Source organism: Pseudomonas sp. LFM046 (assembly GCF_000949385.2).
GTDB lineage: Bacteria > Pseudomonadota > Gammaproteobacteria > Pseudomonadales > Pseudomonadaceae > Metapseudomonas.
On the sequence record NZ_JYKO02000001.1, the window covers coordinates 3,039,863 to 3,055,185 of the forward strand.

Sequence of the window (15,323 nt, forward strand, 5' to 3'; positions counted from 1 at the left end):
CAGCCCATCAATCCAATATGTACGAACCAGTTAGTTTTGCGTTCGATTACCGAACAAAAGGCCGGTTATCGAATTGACGCTTTTTCGATCACTCCGCAACATGAACCCCATGTTGCAGACCAGCCGCCGGGTGGCATCACTGCCAGCCCAGTCATCCGGAAGGCCCTGCGATGGCAACCACGCGTCACGACATAACAATTTCAAGAAACGGGTAACTGCTCATGCTCACATCCAACTCCCTGATCGAAGCCCCTCCCCTGGTCCGCGCACGTTGGCGCCGAGATCGAGTGCGACCTGCCACGTCGTCTCTCTGACCTGACTCCCCCGACCTCACCCGGACAGCGCTAGCCGGTCAGTCCCCCGACCCGACCACCAGCCCTGTCACGCCAGCGTGCACGCGTGCCGCTCCGGCCCAGCGCCGGGCGAATCTGCTCGTCTGGCGTCCAAACAAAAACAACGGAGACAACGATGGCTACTCCCTCCAGCTCCCAAGCCAAGAAAGCAACTGCCAGCGGATGGATAGGTTCCGCCCTGGAGTACTACGACTTCTTCATCTACGCCCAGGCGGCGGCGTTGATCTTCCCGCAGATCTTCTTCCCGTCCACCGATCCGAAGATGGCCATCATCGCCTCCCTTGCAACCTACGGCGTCGGCTACCTCGCCCGCCCCGTAGGCGCCTTCGTGCTCGGCCACTGGGGCGACACCCGCGGCCGCAAGAACGTCCTGCTGCTGTGCATGTTCCTGATGGGCCTCTCGACCATGGCGGTTGGCCTGCTGCCCACCTACCACGACATCGGCATCCTCGCGCCGGTGCTGCTGGTGGTCCTGCGCCTGATCCAGGGCTTTGCCGTGGCCGGTGAGATTTCCGGTGCCAGTTCGATGATCCTCGAACATGCGCCATTCGGACGGCGCGGCTACTACGCCAGCTTCACCCTGCAGGGCGTACAGGCCGGCCAGGTCATGGCAGCCGCGGTGTTCCTGCCGCTGGCCTACTTCATGCCGAGCGAGGCCTTCAACGAGTGGGGCTGGCGGATTCCGTTCCTGATGAGTGCCATGGTCCTGGTGGCGGGCTTCATCATCCGTCGCGAAGTCCACGAGACCCCGGCCTTCGTCAATGAAGAGAACCAGCAGAAAGTCGCCAAGTCGCCGATTTCCGAAGCCTTCCGCCATAGCTGGAAGTGCATGGTGCTGGTGATGTTCATGGCCCTGATGAATGTCATCCCGGTAGTCGCCACCATCTTCGGCGCGGCCTACGCGGTGCAGCCCGCCTACGGCATCGGCTTCGACAAGAGCGTCTACCTGTGGATTCCGGTGGTGGGCAACATCGTCGCCGTGCTGGTGATCCCCTTCGTCGGCAATCTCTCCGACAAGATCGGCCGCCGTCCCACCATGATCGCCGGCTGCCTGGGTTCCGGCCTGCTGGCCTTCATCTACCTCTACGCCATCAGCATCCAGAACGTGCCCCTGGCCTTCTGCATGTCGATCCTGATGTGGGGCATGATGTACCAGGGTTACAACGCGGTATTCCCGAGCTTCTACCCGGAGCTGTTCCAGACCCGCTACCGCGTCTCGGCCATGGCCATCGCCCAGAACGTCGGCACCATGCTGACCGCCATGCTGCCGGCCCTGTTCGCCGCCGTTGCACCGCCCGGTTCGGACAACATTCCGCTGGTCATCGGCAGCCTGGCCTTCATCATCACCTGCATGTGCGCCCTGGCCGCCTACATCGCGCCGGAGACCCACCGCCTGTCCATGGAAGACCTGGGCAACCCGAACGCCAAGCCGATGGAAAAAGGCCAGTACGACGCCAGCCGCGAGAGCAGCATGCGCGCCGTCAGCCACTGATCGAGCAACCAGAAAGAAGAGGGCCCCATGCGGGGCCTTTTTCTTTTGTGGCGGATTTGGCGACACGACTCCGGCACCTGGCTGACCGCTGGTGCGCTCAGGGCACCCTACAAGGGCGGCCTCGTCGCCCGGTCCAGACAATGGTCGGGTCAAGTGGTGAATCCGGAGCTCGCTCGTGGCTCCACCGTAGGGTGCGCTGCGCGCACCGCCATCCCGCGTGTCACGCACGCCGCTGCATCCATGCCGCGCCCAGGCCGCTCAGGCAGATAACGGCGATCCCGGACAGGGTGGTGGCTTCAGGCGTGTGGGAGAAGATCACGAAGCCCAGCAGCCCGGCGAACACGATCTGGCAGTAGCCAAATGGTGCCAGCAAGGCCGGTGCAGCCAGGCGGAAGGCTTGGGTCAGCAACAGGTGTGCCGTCATGCCCGCACCGCCAAGCGCCAACAGCAACAGGCCATGGTTCAGGCTCGGCAGTTGCCAGAAGAACGGCACCACAGCGCTCATCGCCAGGGTGTTGCACAACCCCGCGAAGAAGTTGCTGGTGGTCGGGCTGTCATGGGCCGCCACCTTGCGCGTGAGTAACTGGTAGAAGCAGAAACCCAGGGCCGAGCCGAAAGGAAAGAGGATGGCCGGGGTGAACAACTCCCCGCCGGGATGCACGATCACCAGCACCCCGATGAATCCCATGACCACCGCCGCCCATTGGCCAAGGCTGACCTTTTCCTTGAGCAGCGGGACGGACAGCGCGGTCACCAGCACCGGCGCGAGGAAGTTGACCGCCGTGGCCTCCGCCAGCGGGATGTACTGCAGGCCGGCCGTGAACAGCAGGCTGGTGCTGAGCAGGCTCAGGGCGCGCAGTACCTGCAGCAGCGGCCGTTTCGTGCGCAGCACCCGCAGGCCCGCGCCGGGCAGGAAGATGCCGGCCATCAACAGCGTGTGAACCAGGTAGCGGGCCCACACCACCATCACCACCGGGTAGAGGCCGCCGAGGAATTTGGACAGGGCGTCGTGCCCCGCGAAGAGGAAAGTGGCCAACACCACCAGCAGGATGCCCCGCAGCGGTTGGTTGGCTCCGGAAAGCGGGGTATTGACGCTCATGGGGGTCTCGAAAAAAGAACGCGGCCCAGCCGGCCGCGCAAAGGGTGAAAGGTCAGATCTGCTCGATCAGTGTTCGCGCCTTGTCCAGCGCCGTGCGGGCACGGTCCAGGGCACTGACGCCCTGCTCCATCAATTGCCGCGTGGGGATTTCCAGGCTCAGCGGAATGTTCGCTGGCAGCGTGCGCAGCAGGCCTTTCAGGTCGCAGTCGCCGTCACCGGGGAAGCGTCGCTCGGTGCGCGCCTGGCGGAGGATTTCGCCCATGTCGTCCGGGCGTGGGCCAGCCACGTCGCAGAGCTGGGCGTAGCGCAGCCGGGCCGGCGCCACCCGGGCAAGGTCCTCCAGGCGCGACGCGGAGCGATTGAAGTGGAAGGCATCCACCAGCACCGCGCCGTTGGCCCGGTCGGCGTTCTCCACGATGCGTGCCGCCTGGAGGAGGTCGCGGGCATCGGTCCAGGGCATGAATTCGAGGCTCGGATAAATGCCAAAGGTGGCGGCGAGGTCGCAGAACGCGGCGAAATTGTCCGTCAGGCGAGCCTCATCGCTGTCATTGCCCGCCACCAGCACTTCCGTGGCGCCGAATTCGGCGCCGGCTTCCAGTACCGGGGCGAAATCGGCCACCCGGGTTTCCTCCTTCAGACGCAGGATCTCGATATCCAGCACCTTCACCCCGGTGTCACGCAGGCGCTCCAAGGTCTGGCGGCGCAGCCCGGCATCGGCCACCACCGGGAAGTGGTATTCCTCCGGGGTCGCCGGCATCAGGCGCAGCCCAACATGGCTGTAGCCGGCACGCGCGGCCACTTCCACCATCTCCGGTGGCGAGAGTTCGAGGACGGTCAGGGCTGCGAGGGAGAAACGTCGGTCTGTCATGCTTTTCTCGGAATCCGATTCCACAATTTGATTCGCGATATTTAGAACTACGTTCCATAAATACACAAGTGCAAACAACCGCCGTCTGGCGACAAACAGAATCGCCAGGGCGCGGAGCCAATTGGCTCTGGGGGAATGGTGCGGTGGGGGTTTCGAAGGGGAGCACAGCTGCCCCGGCGAGTCAGGCCCGTAGGCTGGGCTTCAGCCCGCCCGCAGAGGTCAGCGCGGGCTGAATCAGACGAAGAACTCCGACGCCTGGCTCGCGGCCGACAGTTCTTCGGTAGCGGCCAGCAGCAGCGGCGCCAGTTCGTGCATGCGCGGCTCCGGCAGGCGCGCAGTCGGGCCGGCAACGCTGAGGACACCGATGGCTTTGCCGCTGAGCGGATCGCGCACTACTGCCGCCAGGGCCGACATGCCGACCGAGGAGCTTTCCACCACCCAGGCGTAGCCATGTTCACGGGCAAGGCGCAGGCGCTCCAGCAGTTCGATGTTCGAGCGCGGCGCATTGGGGCCGAAGTCCGCCGGGTCGGCCACGCCCTGGCGCTCCACCAGCACAAGGGCCTCGGCATCGCTCAGGCTGGCCAGCCAGGCATGACCGGAAGCGGTGTAGAACAGCGGCGCGTCGCGACCCATGTCGGGGTCGTAGCGCAGGCCGGAACGCGCGCCCTGGGATTTGACGATCCAGGTCAGGCGGTCATCCTCGATCACCCCCAGACGCACCAGTTCACCGGTTTCCTGGGCCAGTCGGTCGAGGATCGGCTGGACAATATCCGCGCCGCTGCTGGCGAGGTAGCGAAACGCCATGGCCACCAGCCGGGTGGACAACTGGTAGCGGCTGTTTTCCTGGTTCTGGCGCACATAGCCGAGGCGTATCAGCTCGGCCAGCATGCGGTGCGTCGCGCTCTTGGGAATCTCCAGTTCATCGGCCAGGGTCTGCATGGGCAGACCCCGTGGGTCGCTGGTGAGGCGTTCGAGGAGGTTGAAGGCGCGTTCGATCTGGCTACCGGCCATGGGAGGTGATCCTTGTGAATGTGCGCCGATTCTAGAAGACAACGCTCCCTGCGCAAATCCTGGAACTGCAGCTGGGGCTGATCCCATCGACAGAAATAATGTACGAAATGGTTAGTATCTGTTCGCTGATCGAACAAAAGCGCTCCAGACGAATTGAACCCAGGGCCGGCCAATTCCACTATCGACGCCAGGTCCGAAGCGTTGCCGCAACCAGCCTGCGACTTCAGCAACGCTTCGACCTTCCATAAATACAAGAAAGGTTTCCAGCGATGTCCCAGCCCAGCGTCCCCCTCTCATCGTCCGCCTCCGGGCCCGCTAAAGCCCGCTGACGCACCCGTAACTCCGTCCCAGAACCGCATTCGCGCTCAGGCCGCGAAGGGGTTTCTGCGCACCTGAAAACAACAATTCAAGAGGCAAGACCGAGCATGAACCGCACCAGCCGCCCGTCCCAGCACTTCGTCCACGGCATCCTCGCCGCTGCCGTGACCCTGGCCGCCCTGCCCCTCCAGGCCGCCGAGGAAGGCGGGTTCGTCGAGGACTCCAAGGCGGTCCTGAACCTGCGCAACTTCTACATGAACCGCAATTTCGTCAGTGATTCCGCTACCCAGGGCAAGGCCGAGGAATGGACCCAGAGCTTCATCCTCGACGCCCGCTCCGGCTATACCCAGGGCACCGTGGGTGTCGGCGTCGACGTGCTCGGCCTGCTCGCGGTCAAGCTCGACGGTGGCCGTGGCACCAAGGGCACCCAGTTGCTGCCGGTGCATGACGACGGCCGCCCCGCGGACGACTTCGGCCGCCTCGGCGTGGCCGGCAAGATGCGCATTTCGGACACCGAATTGAAGGTCGGCGAATGGATGCCGGTGCTGCCGATCCTGCGCTCCGACGATGGCCGCTCGCTGCCCCAGACCTTCGAGGGTGGCCAGGTCACGTCCAAGGAAATCGACGGCCTGACCCTCTACGGCGGCCAGTTCCGCGGCAACAGCCCGCGCAACGACGCGAGCATGGAAGACATGTCCATGAACGGCAAAGCCGCCTTCACCTCGGACCGCTTCAACTTCGTCGGCGGCGAATACAGCTTCAATGACAACCGCACCCTGGTCGGGCTGTGGAATGCGGAGCTGAAGGACATCTACCAGCAGCAGTTCGTCCAACTGGTGCACAGCCAGCCCATCGGCGACTGGACCCTGGGCGCCACCCTCGGCTACTTCACCGGCAAGGACGACGGAAGCGCGCTGGCCGGCGATCTGGACAACCAGACCTGGTCCGGCCTGTTCTCCGCCCGGTACGGTGCCAATACCTTCTATGTCGGCTTGCAGAAGCTCAGCGGTGACGATGCCTGGATGCGGGTGAACGGCACCAGCGGCGGCACGCTGGCCAACGACAGCTACAACTCCAGCTACGACAACGCCCAGGAGAAATCCTGGCAGGTGCGCCACGACTTCAACTTCGCCGGCGTCGGCATCCCCGGGCTGACCCTGATGAACCGCTACCTCAGCGGCGACAACGTGCACGTGGGTGCTGTCACCGATGGCAAGGAATGGGGACGCGAGACCGAGCTGGCCTATGTGGTGCAGTCCGGCGCGTTCAAGGCCCTTACGGTCAAGTGGCGTAACTCCACCCAGCGCCGCGACTGGGGTAGCAACACCAGCTTCGACGAGAACCGGCTGATCATCAGCTACCCGCTCTCGATCCTCTGATCCTTTGGTTAGCGTGCGTTAAGTCCCTCGGCCCGCCTTCTGGCGGGCTTTTTTCTTCCAGGCAGCCCGTGCGCATGGGGCATCGAGGAGGCCTTTTCTGTTCGCTGACCGGCCATTTGTCGAAGCCCGGTCTTGGTCAGGATCAAGGTGACTCATAAAATACGGAACATGGTTCCAGTTTTTGAGGATTTTTCTAAATGCCTGCCACACACCCAACTCCCCACAGCCTCGATTGCGACCTGCTGGTCATTGGCTCCGGCGCTGCGGGACTGGCCGCCGCGGTTACCGCCGCCCACCACGGGCAAAGGGTGATCCTGGTGGAGAAGGACGCCGTCTTCGGTGGTGCCACCGCCTGGTCCGGCGGCTGGATGTGGCTGCCGCGCAATCCGCTGGCGCGGCGCGCAGGTATCGAGGAAGGCATCGAACAACCCCGCACGTACTTGCGCAACGAGCTGGGCGAGCACTACCGCCCCGAGTTGGTGAATGCCTTCCTGGAAGCCTGCCCGGAGATGGTGAGCTTTTTCGAACAGCACACCGCCCTGCAGTTCGTCGATGGCAACGGCATTCCCGACATGCACGGCGATACGCCTGGCGCTGCCACCGGTGGCCACCAGGTGATCGCCGCGCCCTATGACGCCCGTGAGGTCGGCAACCTGCTGCCGCGCCTGCGCAAGACCATGCGGGAAACTTCCTTCCTGGGCATGCCCATCATGGCGGGCGCCGACTTGGCCGCCTTCCTCGGCATGACCCGATCCCTGCGCGCATTCGCCTACGTCACCCGACGCTTCACGACGCACCTCTACCATCTGGCCCGCTACGGCCGGGCCATGCATTTGGTCAACGGCGTGGCCCTGGTGGCGCGCCTGGCCAAGTCCGCTGACGATCTTGGCGTACAGCTGATGGAATCCACACCTGCGACGCGGTTGCTTATCGAAAAGGGCAACCTGCGCGGCGCCGTGGTGATGCGCAATGGCGTGGAAGTGGCGATTCACGCTCGGGCCGTGGTGCTGGCGGCCGGCGGTTACCCCAATGATCCGGAGCGACGCAAGGCGACCTTCCCCCGGGACGCCAGCGGTCACGACAACCTCGCCCTCCCCCCGCTGTCCTGCTCCGGCGACGGCCTGCGCCTGGGCGAATCCGCCGGCGGCGTGGTGGCAGACGACCTGCGCTCCCCCGTCGCCTGGGCGCCGGTGTCGAAGGTGCCCTACCCCGACGGCACCTTCGGTCATTTCCCTCACATCATCGATCGCGGCAAGCCCGGCATCATCGGCGTGCTGAAAAACGGTCGGCGTTTCGTCAACGAGGCTGGCGGCTACTACGACTATGTCGATGCGATGAACCAGGCCGTGCCGGAGGGTGAGGAAAGCTGCTCCTGGCTGATCTGCGACCACCGCTTCCAGCGTCGCTATGGCCTGGGCTTCGCCCGCCCCGCCCCCGTGCCGCTGTGGCCGCACCTGCGCAACGGCTACCTCAAGCGCGGGCGGACCCTCGCCGAGCTGGCCGACGCGTGCGGCATCGACCCGGCGGGCCTGACCACCACGGTGGAAGAATTCAACCACCATGCCCGCCAAGGCGAAGACCCGGCCTTCGGCCGTGGCCGCACGCCCTTCAACCGCCGCAGCGGAGACGCCCTGCACAGCGGTCCCAACCCCTGCGTCGCCCCCATCGAACGGGGCCCCTTCTACGCCGTGAAAGTACAGCCGGGTTGCTTCGGCACCTTCGCCGGCCTGCGCACGGACGGCAATGCCCGCGTACTGGATGGCGCCGGGCTGCCCATTCCCGGCCTCTACGCCGCAGGCACCGATATGGCGAGCGTGCTGGGCGGACACTACCCGTCCGGCGGGATCAACCTGGGCCCGGCCATGACCTTCGGCTATATCGCCGGGAAGCATGCGGCGGGGGTTTGAGCTGAATTTGGGCAAGATCCTGTAGAGGCGATTTCAATCGCCAAGCAGACCGAAGGCCTCCCCTGTCGGGGCACCTGGGGGCAACTGCGTTGCCCATGGCGAATGAATTCGCCCCTACAGGTGAAGCCCATGGCCCGGCCCCATAAAAAACGCCGCCCGGATGCGTGGTCCGGGCGGCGTCTTTGTCCTGCGGCGGGTCAGCCTTGCAGCGACTCCACCCCAAGCTCGTCCCACACGGCCTCAGCCAGGTGGAAGGTGGCATTGGCCGCTGGAATACCGCAGTAAATGGCGCTCTGCATGATCACTTCCTTGATCTCCTCGCGGGTCACGCCGTTGTTCTTCGCGGCCCGCAGGTGCAGCTTCAGCTCGCCCTCACGGTTCATGCCGATGAGCATGGCGATGGTGATCAGGCTGCGGGTGTGGCGCGGCAGCCCCGGGCGGGTCCAGATATCACCCCAGGCATGGCGGGTGATCATTTCCTGGAACTCTTCATTGAACGGCGTGAGGTTTTGCAGGCTGCGGTCCACATGGGCATCGCCCAGCACCGCGCGGCGCACCTTCATGCCGGCTTCGTAGCGTTCTTTTTCGTCCATTCAGGAGTCCTCGAAGGGTCTCGTAGGAGCGAGCTCTGCTCGCGAAGCTTTCACGAGCAGAGCCCGCTCCTACAAAAAGCAGGGATCAGCGGTCAGGAACGCCAGCACCCGCTGGCTGAAGTCATCACCGGCCTGCACGTTGGACAGGTGCGCGGCGTGGAACTCCACCAGCTCGGCGCCGGCAATGCGCTCCTTCATGAAGCGGCCGTGCTCAGGGGTGGTCACCGGGTCGCCGCTGCCGCAGACGATCAGGGTCGGCGCGCGAACGGCGCCCAGTTGCTCGCGGTAATCGGCGTCACGCACGGCGGCGCAGTTGGCGGCGTAACCCTCGGGAGACGTCTGGGCCAGCATGCCGACGATGGGCTCCACCTTGGCCGGCTGGGCTTCGGCGAAATCCGGGGTGAACCAGCGGGAAATGGACGCATCGCGCAGGTCGCGCATGGCCTGCGCGCCGCCGGACAGCACGGTGTCGATGCGCGGGTTCCAGACTTCCGGGGCGCCGATCTTGGCGGCAGTGTTGCACAGCACCAGACGCTCAATGCGCTCCGGGGCGTTGATCCCCAGCCACTGGCCGATCAGGCCACCCATGGACAGGCCGCAGAAGCTGGCCTTCGGGATGTCCAGGGCATCCAGCAGGGCCAGTACGTCACGGCCCAGTTGCTCGATGCTGTAGGGACCTTCGCTGACCAGGGACTTGCCGTGACCGCGGGTGTCATAGCGCAGCACCTGGAAATGCTGGGTGAAAGCCGGGATCTGGGCGTCCCACATGTGCAGGTCGGTGCCCAGGGAGTTGGACAGGACCAGCACCGGCGCACCGGCCGGGCCTTCGAGGAGGTAGTTCAGATCGCCATCGGCGAGACGTACGGCAGGCATGGAAAACTCCTAGCGCGAGAATTGCTTGTGTTCAGCGAGGGCCCGGTCCACCCAGCGGCGGGCCTGGCCAAGGTAATGGGCCGGGTCGAGCAGGCGATCCAGCTCGGCGGCGGACAGTTCGGCGGTGACTGCCGCATCGGCGCCGAGCACCGCGCGCAAGTGGACGCCCTCCTTCACCGCCTGGCGGCAGCACTGCTCCACCCGATGGTGGGCGGCGTCGCGGCCGATGCGCTGAGCCAGCGCGATGCTGACGGCTTCGGCCAGCACCAGGCCCTGGGTCAGGTCGAGGTTCTGGCGCATGCGCGCCGCGTCCACTTCCAGGCCGGGGACCACCAGCAACGCTTGTTGCAAGGCACCGGAGACCAGGCAGCAGAGCTCCGGAAGGGTTTCCCACTCGGCGTGCCAGAGCCCGAGGCTGCGCTCGTGCTCCTGGGGCATGGCGGCGAACATGGTGGACACTAGGCCCGGCGCGCGGGTGGCGGCGCCGATCAGCACGGCGGCACTCACCGGATTGCGCTTGTGGGGCATGGTGGAGGAGCCACCCTTGCCTGGCGCGGACGGTTCGAAGACTTCACCCGCTTCGGTCTGCATCAGCAGGCTGAGGTCGCGCCCCAGCTTGCCCAGGCTGCCGGCGATCAGGCCCAGCAGGCTGGCGAACTCCACCAGACGGTCGCGCTGGGTATGCCACGGCTGGTCGGGCAGGTTCAGGTCCAGTTCACGGGCCAGGGCTTCAGCCACCGGCCAAGCCTGCTCGCCCAGGGCGGCGAGACTGCCGGAGGCGCCGCCGAACTGCAGGCAGAACAGGCGCGGCTTCAGTTCGGCCAGGCGCTGGCGGTGACGGGTGATGGCGCCCAGCACCCCGGCCAACTTCATGCCCAGGGTCACGGGGGTCGCCTGTTGCAACCAGGTGCGGCCGGCCAGCGGGGTATCGGCAAAGCGTTCGGCCTGTAGGGCCAGGGCATGGGCGAGACCGGCAAGGTCCTGCTCCAGCAGCTCCGCCGCAGCACGCAACTGCAGCACCAGACCGCTGTCCATGGCGTCCTGGCTGGTCGCGCCCAGGTGCACGAAACGTTCGGCTTCGCTGCTTTGGGCGGCGACTCGCTTACCCAGGGCCTTGACCAGCGGAATGGCGGAATTACCGGCCGTGGTGATGGCCAGGGCCAGCGCGGAATAGTCATAGAAATCGGCCTTGCAGGCCGCTTCGATGGGGGCGACGGCTGCGGCGGGGATCAGCCCCACGCTCGCCTCCGCGCGGGCCAGCGCGGCCTCGAAGTCCAGCATGCCCTGCACGCGCCCGTGGTCGGAGAACACCGCGCGCATGGCGGGCGCCGTGAAGTAGGCATCGAAGAGTTGGTTGCTCGGGCTGTTCAAGCCAGTGCTCCGGAATGCGGGATGGTCTTTCGTTTTATAGCAGCCGGCCCTTTGGAGCCAGCCTTGACGTCGAGGAAAGGCCGGTGCGCACAGCGCACCCTACGGTAGGGTGTGCCGTGCGCACCAGAAGGCATCAGACGCGTTCAATAGCCAGGGCGAGGCCTTGGCCTACCCCCACGCACATGGTCGCCAGACCCAGCTTGCCGCCGGACTTCTCCAGCTGGTGCAGGGCGGTCTGGACCAGGCGCGCGCCGCTGGCACCCAGGGGGTGGCCGAGGGCGATGGCGCCGCCGTTGGGGTTGACCTTGTCGCTGTCGTCGGCGATGCCGAGTTCGCGCATCACGGCCAGACCCTGCGCCGCGAAGGCTTCGTTCAGTTCGATCACGTCGAAATCGCCGACGGCCAGGTTCAGGCGCTCCATCAGCTTGCGCACCGCCGGGACCGGGCCGATGCCCATCACACGTGGGGCGACACCGGCGCTGGCCATGCCGAGCACTTTCGCGCGCGGGGTCAGGCCGTGCTTCTTCACCGCTTCGGCGGACGCCAGGATCAACGCAACCGAACCGTCGTTGACCCCGGAGGCATTGCCGGCGGTGACGGTCTTGCCTTCACCGTTGACCGGCTTCAGCTTGGTCAGGGCTTCCAGGGTGGTGTCGGGACGCAGGTGCTCGTCCTGATCGACCACAGTGTCACTTTTCTTGCCCTTGATCACCACCGGAACGATTTCCTCGGCAAAGAAACCTTCAGCCTGTGCGCGGCCGGCGCGTTGCTGGCTGCGCAGGGCGAACAGGTCCTGGTCCTCGCGGGAAACCTTGTAGTCATCGGCGACGTTGTCGGCGGTCTGAGGCATGGCGTCGACGCCGTACTGGGCTTTCATCAGCGGGTTGATGAAGCGCCAGCCGATGGTGGTGTCTTCGATCTTCTGGCTACGGCCAAAGGCGCTGTCGGCCTTGCCCATCACGTAAGGCGCGCGGGACATGGATTCCACGCCGCCGGCGATGGCCAGTTCCATTTCGCCCGAGGCGATGGCGCGGAAGGCGGTGCCCACCGCGTCCATGCCGGAGGCGCAGAGGCGGTTCAGGGTCACACCGGGAATGCTGTCCGGCAAGCCGGCCAGCAGCAGCGCCATGCGCGCGACGTTGCGGTTGTCCTCGCCGGCCTGGTTGGCGCAGCCGAGGAACACTTCATCCAGCTCATCCCATTTGACCTGGGGATTGCGCTCCACCAGGGCCTTGATCGGGATGGCGGCCAGGTCGTCGGCGCGCACCGGGGCCAGGGAGCCGCCGAAGCGGCCGATGGGCGTGCGGATGGCGTCGCAGATGTAGACCTCGCGGCTCATTCGTCACCCCCTTTCTGGCCATGGGCGGCGGCGGTGCGCTCTTCCAGGGCACGCAGGGCGGTCAGCTCCACTTCGGTGGGCACCGGGGTTTCGGCCACGTCCGGGGCGAAGCGGATGGCCCAGCCGGTGGCTTCCACCACCTGCTCGCGGGTCACGCCCGGGTGCAGGGTGGTCACGATGAATTCGTTGGTGCCGGCTTCCGGCTCCATGATGCAGAGGTCGGTGATGATCGCCACGGGGCCCTTTCCGGGAAGGCCCAGTTGCTGGCGGTGGTCACCACCTTCGCCATGGCCCACGGAGGTGATGAAGGCCAGCTTGTCGACGAAGGTACGGTGGGACTGCTTGAGGATGATCAGCACTTCCTTGGCGGAACCGGCGATTTCCGGTGCGCCACCCGCACCCGGCAGACGGACTTTCGGGTTGTTGTAGTCGCCGATCACGGTGGTGTTGATGTTGCCGAAGCGGTCCACCTGGGCGGCGCCGAGGAAGCCCACGTCAATGCGGCCGCCTTGCAGCCAGTAGCGGAAGATCTCGCCGGTGGGCACCACGGTGTCGGCGGTTTCGGCCAGCTCGCCGTCACCGATGGACAGCGGCAGCACGCTCGGCTTGGCGCCGATGGGGCCGGATTCGTAGATCAGCACCACGTCCGGGGACGAGGTCAGGCGGGCCAGGTTGGCGGCCTTGGACGGCAGGCCGATGCCGACGAAGCAGACGGCGCCGTTCTTCAGGCGGCGGGCAGCCGCCACGGTCATCATTTCATTGGTGCTGTAGTCACTGGTGGATTGAGCGTTCATCACTTGGCCTCCGCAATCTTGGCTTGGAACGCTGCGAAATCCTTGGTGCCACGGATGTACTCATCGATCCAGGCGGTGAAGGTTTCGCGGTCGCGGGCAATCGGGTCCCAGTCCTGATAGAAGCGGTTGTCGCGCTCGTAGTAACCGTGGGCATAGGACGGATGGGCGCCACCGGGTACGTGGCAGACGGCGGTCAGGGCCCAGGTGGGCAGGACGCAGGCGTTCATCGGCGCATTCAGGTCGTCGACGATTTCTTCCACGGTGACGATGCAGCGCTTGGCCGCCAGGGCCGCTTCCTTCTGCACACCGAGGATGCCCCACAGCAGCACGTTGCCTTTGCGGTCGGCCTTCTGAGCGTGGATCACGGTGACGTCCGGGCGAACGGAAGGCACGGCGGCCAGCTTTTCGCCGGTGAAGGGGCAATCGATGAACTTGATGTTCGGATTGACCTTCGGCAGGTCGGAGCCGACGTAGGCGCGCAGGACCGCGAACGGCAGGCCCGAAGCACCGGCCACATAGGAGTTGGCCAGGTCGGCATGGCTGTGCTCGTCGATTTCCAGGGCGTTCGGCCACTGCTTCTCGACGGCGTCGCGCAGTCGGTGCAGGGAGCCTACGCCGGGGTTGCCGCCCCAGGAGAAGGTCAGCTTGCGGGCGCAGCCGGCGCCGATCAGCAGGTCGTACACCAGGTCCGGAGTCATGCGTACCAGGTGCAGGTCTTTCTTGCCCTGGCGGATGATCTCGTGGGAAGCGGCGGTGGGAATCAGATGGGTGAAGCCCTCAAGGGCTACCTTGTCGCCGTCGTTGATGAAACGCTCGACGGCTTCGCGGAGGGAAATGATTTCAGCCATGGTCGATCTCGTGTTGTTATCCAGGGCGTTTGGGGCGCCGGGGTGAGGAGAAATTACCGCCGGCCCCACCCCGAAACAATCCGATAATCGACTATGCGTGCGGTTATCGAACAGATGTGTGCGAAGCTAACGACTGCGCATTGGGGCGCAATTGCTGTAGGGGCGAATGAATTCGCCCCTACAAGATCTGATCCACCATCTTCTGCGCCAGGACGCGCTGCCCGGCCAGACGCTGGACGATGCGCTCGACGATCTCCAACCGTGCTGCTGCTCCGGCGCGCATCTCGCCCATGGCGTTGAGGGCTGCAGCGGACTTCTCCAGTCCGGCGCGGGTGGAGCCGCTGACATGCTCCATCCCTGCCCTCGCCTCCTCGGCAGCCTTTTGCAGGCCTTCGGCGATCAGGCGGATCTGACCGCTGGATTCGTTGGCCCGCAGTGAGAGGCTGCGGACTTCGTCAGCCACCACCGCGAACCCTCGCCCGTGAGCACCCGCCCGCGCCGCTTCGATGGCGGCGTTCAGGGCCAGCAGGTTGGTCTGTTTGGCGATGTCCTGGATGCTGCCAACGATGGCGCCGATCTGCATGGACTGGCTGCCCAGTTCGTTGAAGACCTGACTGATGTGGGCCATGTAGGCATCCAGCTCGCCGATGGCGCCGGCAGTGGCCTGCATGCTTTCGGCACCCAGCAGCACCTTCTCCCCTGCCGCGCGGGCCAACTGGTTGGCGTACTGCATGTCCGCCTCACAGTGGAGAATGGCGTCCAGCAGCTCGGCCAGGGGCGCGTGCAGGTGAGTGGCCGGTTTGACCACGGCGGGTTCGGGGCGGGGCTCGACAACGACGGGGGCGATGGGTGTGCGGACCGGCACCTCTACCCGGATCTCGACCGGCTCGGGCGGCATGAGGTGGTACAGCACCCCTCCCCCGGCAAGGCCGAACAGGGCGAAGATCAACAACAATCCGCTGCCCTGCAGGAAGGCGATCAAGCAAAGCAGGCCGCCACTGCCCAGAAGCAGTGCGGCCGTGAGTTTGCGGGACATGGATGGAACTCCTTTTACATCGGCGAGTAGAAGATCCTGCAG

13 protein-coding genes are annotated in these 15,323 nt (G+C 65.5%); 3 read left to right on the forward strand and 10 right to left on the reverse strand.

Annotated features, from left to right (window positions below; genetic code table 11):
- The first annotated feature begins 468 nt into the window (after positions 1 to 468).
- The gene (locus TQ98_RS13965; protein ID WP_044872416.1) at positions 469 to 1,845 is read left to right on the forward strand and encodes an MFS transporter; all 1,377 of its coding nucleotides are present in this window, start codon (positions 469 to 471) and stop codon (positions 1,843 to 1,845) included.
- A gap of 220 nt (positions 1,846 to 2,065) precedes the next feature.
- Here TQ98_RS13965 and TQ98_RS13970 read toward each other — a convergent pair whose 3' ends face one another.
- The 3 genes from TQ98_RS13970 to TQ98_RS13980 all read right to left on the reverse strand — a co-directional run bounded on the left by TQ98_RS13970 (position 2,066) and on the right by TQ98_RS13980 (position 4,823).
- Positions 2,066 to 2,944, reverse strand: coding sequence for a DMT family transporter (locus TQ98_RS13970; protein WP_044872415.1), 879 nt, complete (start codon positions 2,942 to 2,944; stop codon positions 2,066 to 2,068).
- Between the two features lie 52 nt (positions 2,945 to 2,996).
- Positions 2,997 to 3,812, reverse strand: a complete 816-nt coding sequence (locus TQ98_RS13975; protein WP_044872583.1) for a sugar phosphate isomerase/epimerase — start codon at positions 3,810 to 3,812, stop codon at positions 2,997 to 2,999.
- 234 nt (positions 3,813 to 4,046) lie between these two features.
- Positions 4,047 to 4,823 carry an IclR family transcriptional regulator gene (locus tag TQ98_RS13980; protein ID WP_044872414.1) on the reverse strand — a complete coding sequence of 259 codons (777 nt, stop codon included), beginning with the start codon at positions 4,821 to 4,823 and terminating at the stop codon, positions 4,047 to 4,049.
- A 425-nt stretch (positions 4,824 to 5,248) separates the two neighbouring features.
- On the opposite strand from TQ98_RS13980, the gene TQ98_RS13985 reads away from it, so the two are divergent.
- Together TQ98_RS13985 and TQ98_RS13990 are read left to right on the forward strand one after the other, a co-directional pair.
- Entirely contained in the window at positions 5,249 to 6,520 is a 1,272-nt protein-coding gene (locus TQ98_RS13985; RefSeq protein WP_044872413.1) for an OprD family porin, read from the forward strand.
- 197 nt (positions 6,521 to 6,717) lie between these two features.
- Positions 6,718 to 8,427 (forward strand): FAD-dependent oxidoreductase, encoded by a 1,710-nt coding sequence (locus TQ98_RS13990; protein ID WP_044872412.1) that lies wholly within the window; start codon positions 6,718 to 6,720, stop codon positions 8,425 to 8,427.
- Positions 8,428 to 8,624: 197 nt separating this feature from the next.
- Here the strand turns inward: TQ98_RS13990 and pcaC are convergent, their stop codons facing one another.
- From pcaC to TQ98_RS28270, 7 genes are all read right to left on the reverse strand, one after another.
- Positions 8,625 to 9,020, reverse strand: a complete 396-nt coding sequence (gene pcaC / locus TQ98_RS13995) for a 4-carboxymuconolactone decarboxylase (protein WP_044872411.1) — start codon at positions 9,018 to 9,020, stop codon at positions 8,625 to 8,627.
- Between the two features lie 69 nt (positions 9,021 to 9,089).
- Positions 9,090 to 9,893, reverse strand: coding sequence for a 3-oxoadipate enol-lactonase (pcaD, locus tag TQ98_RS14000; RefSeq protein WP_044872410.1), 804 nt, complete (start codon positions 9,891 to 9,893; stop codon positions 9,090 to 9,092).
- 9 nt (positions 9,894 to 9,902) lie between these two features.
- A complete protein-coding gene (locus TQ98_RS14005; protein ID WP_082073200.1) occupies positions 9,903 to 11,264 on the reverse strand; it encodes a 3-carboxy-cis,cis-muconate cycloisomerase in 1,362 nt (453 codons plus the stop codon).
- Positions 11,265 to 11,397: 133 nt separating this feature from the next.
- Positions 11,398 to 12,603: a 3-oxoadipyl-CoA thiolase gene (gene pcaF / locus TQ98_RS14010; protein WP_044872409.1), complete on the reverse strand. Its 1,206-nt coding sequence runs from the start codon at positions 12,601 to 12,603 to the stop codon at positions 11,398 to 11,400.
- A complete protein-coding gene (locus tag TQ98_RS14015; RefSeq protein WP_044872408.1) occupies positions 12,600 to 13,397 on the reverse strand; it encodes a CoA-transferase subunit beta in 798 nt (265 codons plus the stop codon). Before TQ98_RS14015 ends, pcaF begins: the two co-directional genes overlap by 4 nt.
- The gene (locus TQ98_RS14020) at positions 13,397 to 14,245 is read right to left on the reverse strand and encodes a CoA transferase subunit A (protein WP_044872407.1); all 849 of its coding nucleotides are present in this window, start codon (positions 14,243 to 14,245) and stop codon (positions 13,397 to 13,399) included. Before TQ98_RS14020 ends, TQ98_RS14015 begins: the two co-directional genes overlap by 1 nt.
- Before the next feature lie 178 nt (positions 14,246 to 14,423).
- Entirely contained in the window at positions 14,424 to 15,281 is an 858-nt protein-coding gene (locus TQ98_RS28270; RefSeq protein ID WP_044872406.1) for a methyl-accepting chemotaxis protein, read from the reverse strand.
- Positions 15,282 to 15,323: the final 42 nt, after the last annotated feature.

Bases quoted from the DNA above. Each gene is read 5' to 3' on its own strand.
- TQ98_RS13965 (WP_044872416.1), top strand. From the start codon at position 469: ATGGCTACTCCCTCCAGCTCCCAAGCCAAGAAAGCAACTGCCAGCGGA.
- TQ98_RS13970 (WP_044872415.1), bottom strand. From the start codon at position 2,944: ATGAGCGTCAATACCCCGCTTTCCGGAGCCAACCAACCGCTGCGGGGC.
- TQ98_RS13975 (WP_044872583.1), bottom strand. From the start codon at position 3,812: ATGACAGACCGACGTTTCTCCCTCGCAGCCCTGACCGTCCTCGAACTC.
- TQ98_RS13980 (WP_044872414.1), bottom strand. From the start codon at position 4,823: ATGGCCGGTAGCCAGATCGAACGCGCCTTCAACCTCCTCGAACGCCTC.
- TQ98_RS13985 (WP_044872413.1), top strand. From the start codon at position 5,249: ATGAACCGCACCAGCCGCCCGTCCCAGCACTTCGTCCACGGCATCCTC.
- TQ98_RS13990 (WP_044872412.1), top strand. From the start codon at position 6,718: ATGCCTGCCACACACCCAACTCCCCACAGCCTCGATTGCGACCTGCTG.
- pcaC (WP_044872411.1), bottom strand. From the start codon at position 9,020: ATGGACGAAAAAGAACGCTACGAAGCCGGCATGAAGGTGCGCCGCGCG.
- pcaD (WP_044872410.1), bottom strand. From the start codon at position 9,893: ATGCCTGCCGTACGTCTCGCCGATGGCGATCTGAACTACCTCCTCGAA.
- pcaF (WP_044872409.1), bottom strand. From the start codon at position 12,603: ATGAGCCGCGAGGTCTACATCTGCGACGCCATCCGCACGCCCATCGGC.
- TQ98_RS14015 (WP_044872408.1), bottom strand. From the start codon at position 13,397: ATGAACGCTCAATCCACCAGTGACTACAGCACCAATGAAATGATGACC.
- TQ98_RS14020 (WP_044872407.1), bottom strand. From the start codon at position 14,245: ATGGCTGAAATCATTTCCCTCCGCGAAGCCGTCGAGCGTTTCATCAAC.
- TQ98_RS28270 (WP_044872406.1), bottom strand. From the start codon at position 15,281: ATGTCCCGCAAACTCACGGCCGCACTGCTTCTGGGCAGTGGCGGCCTG.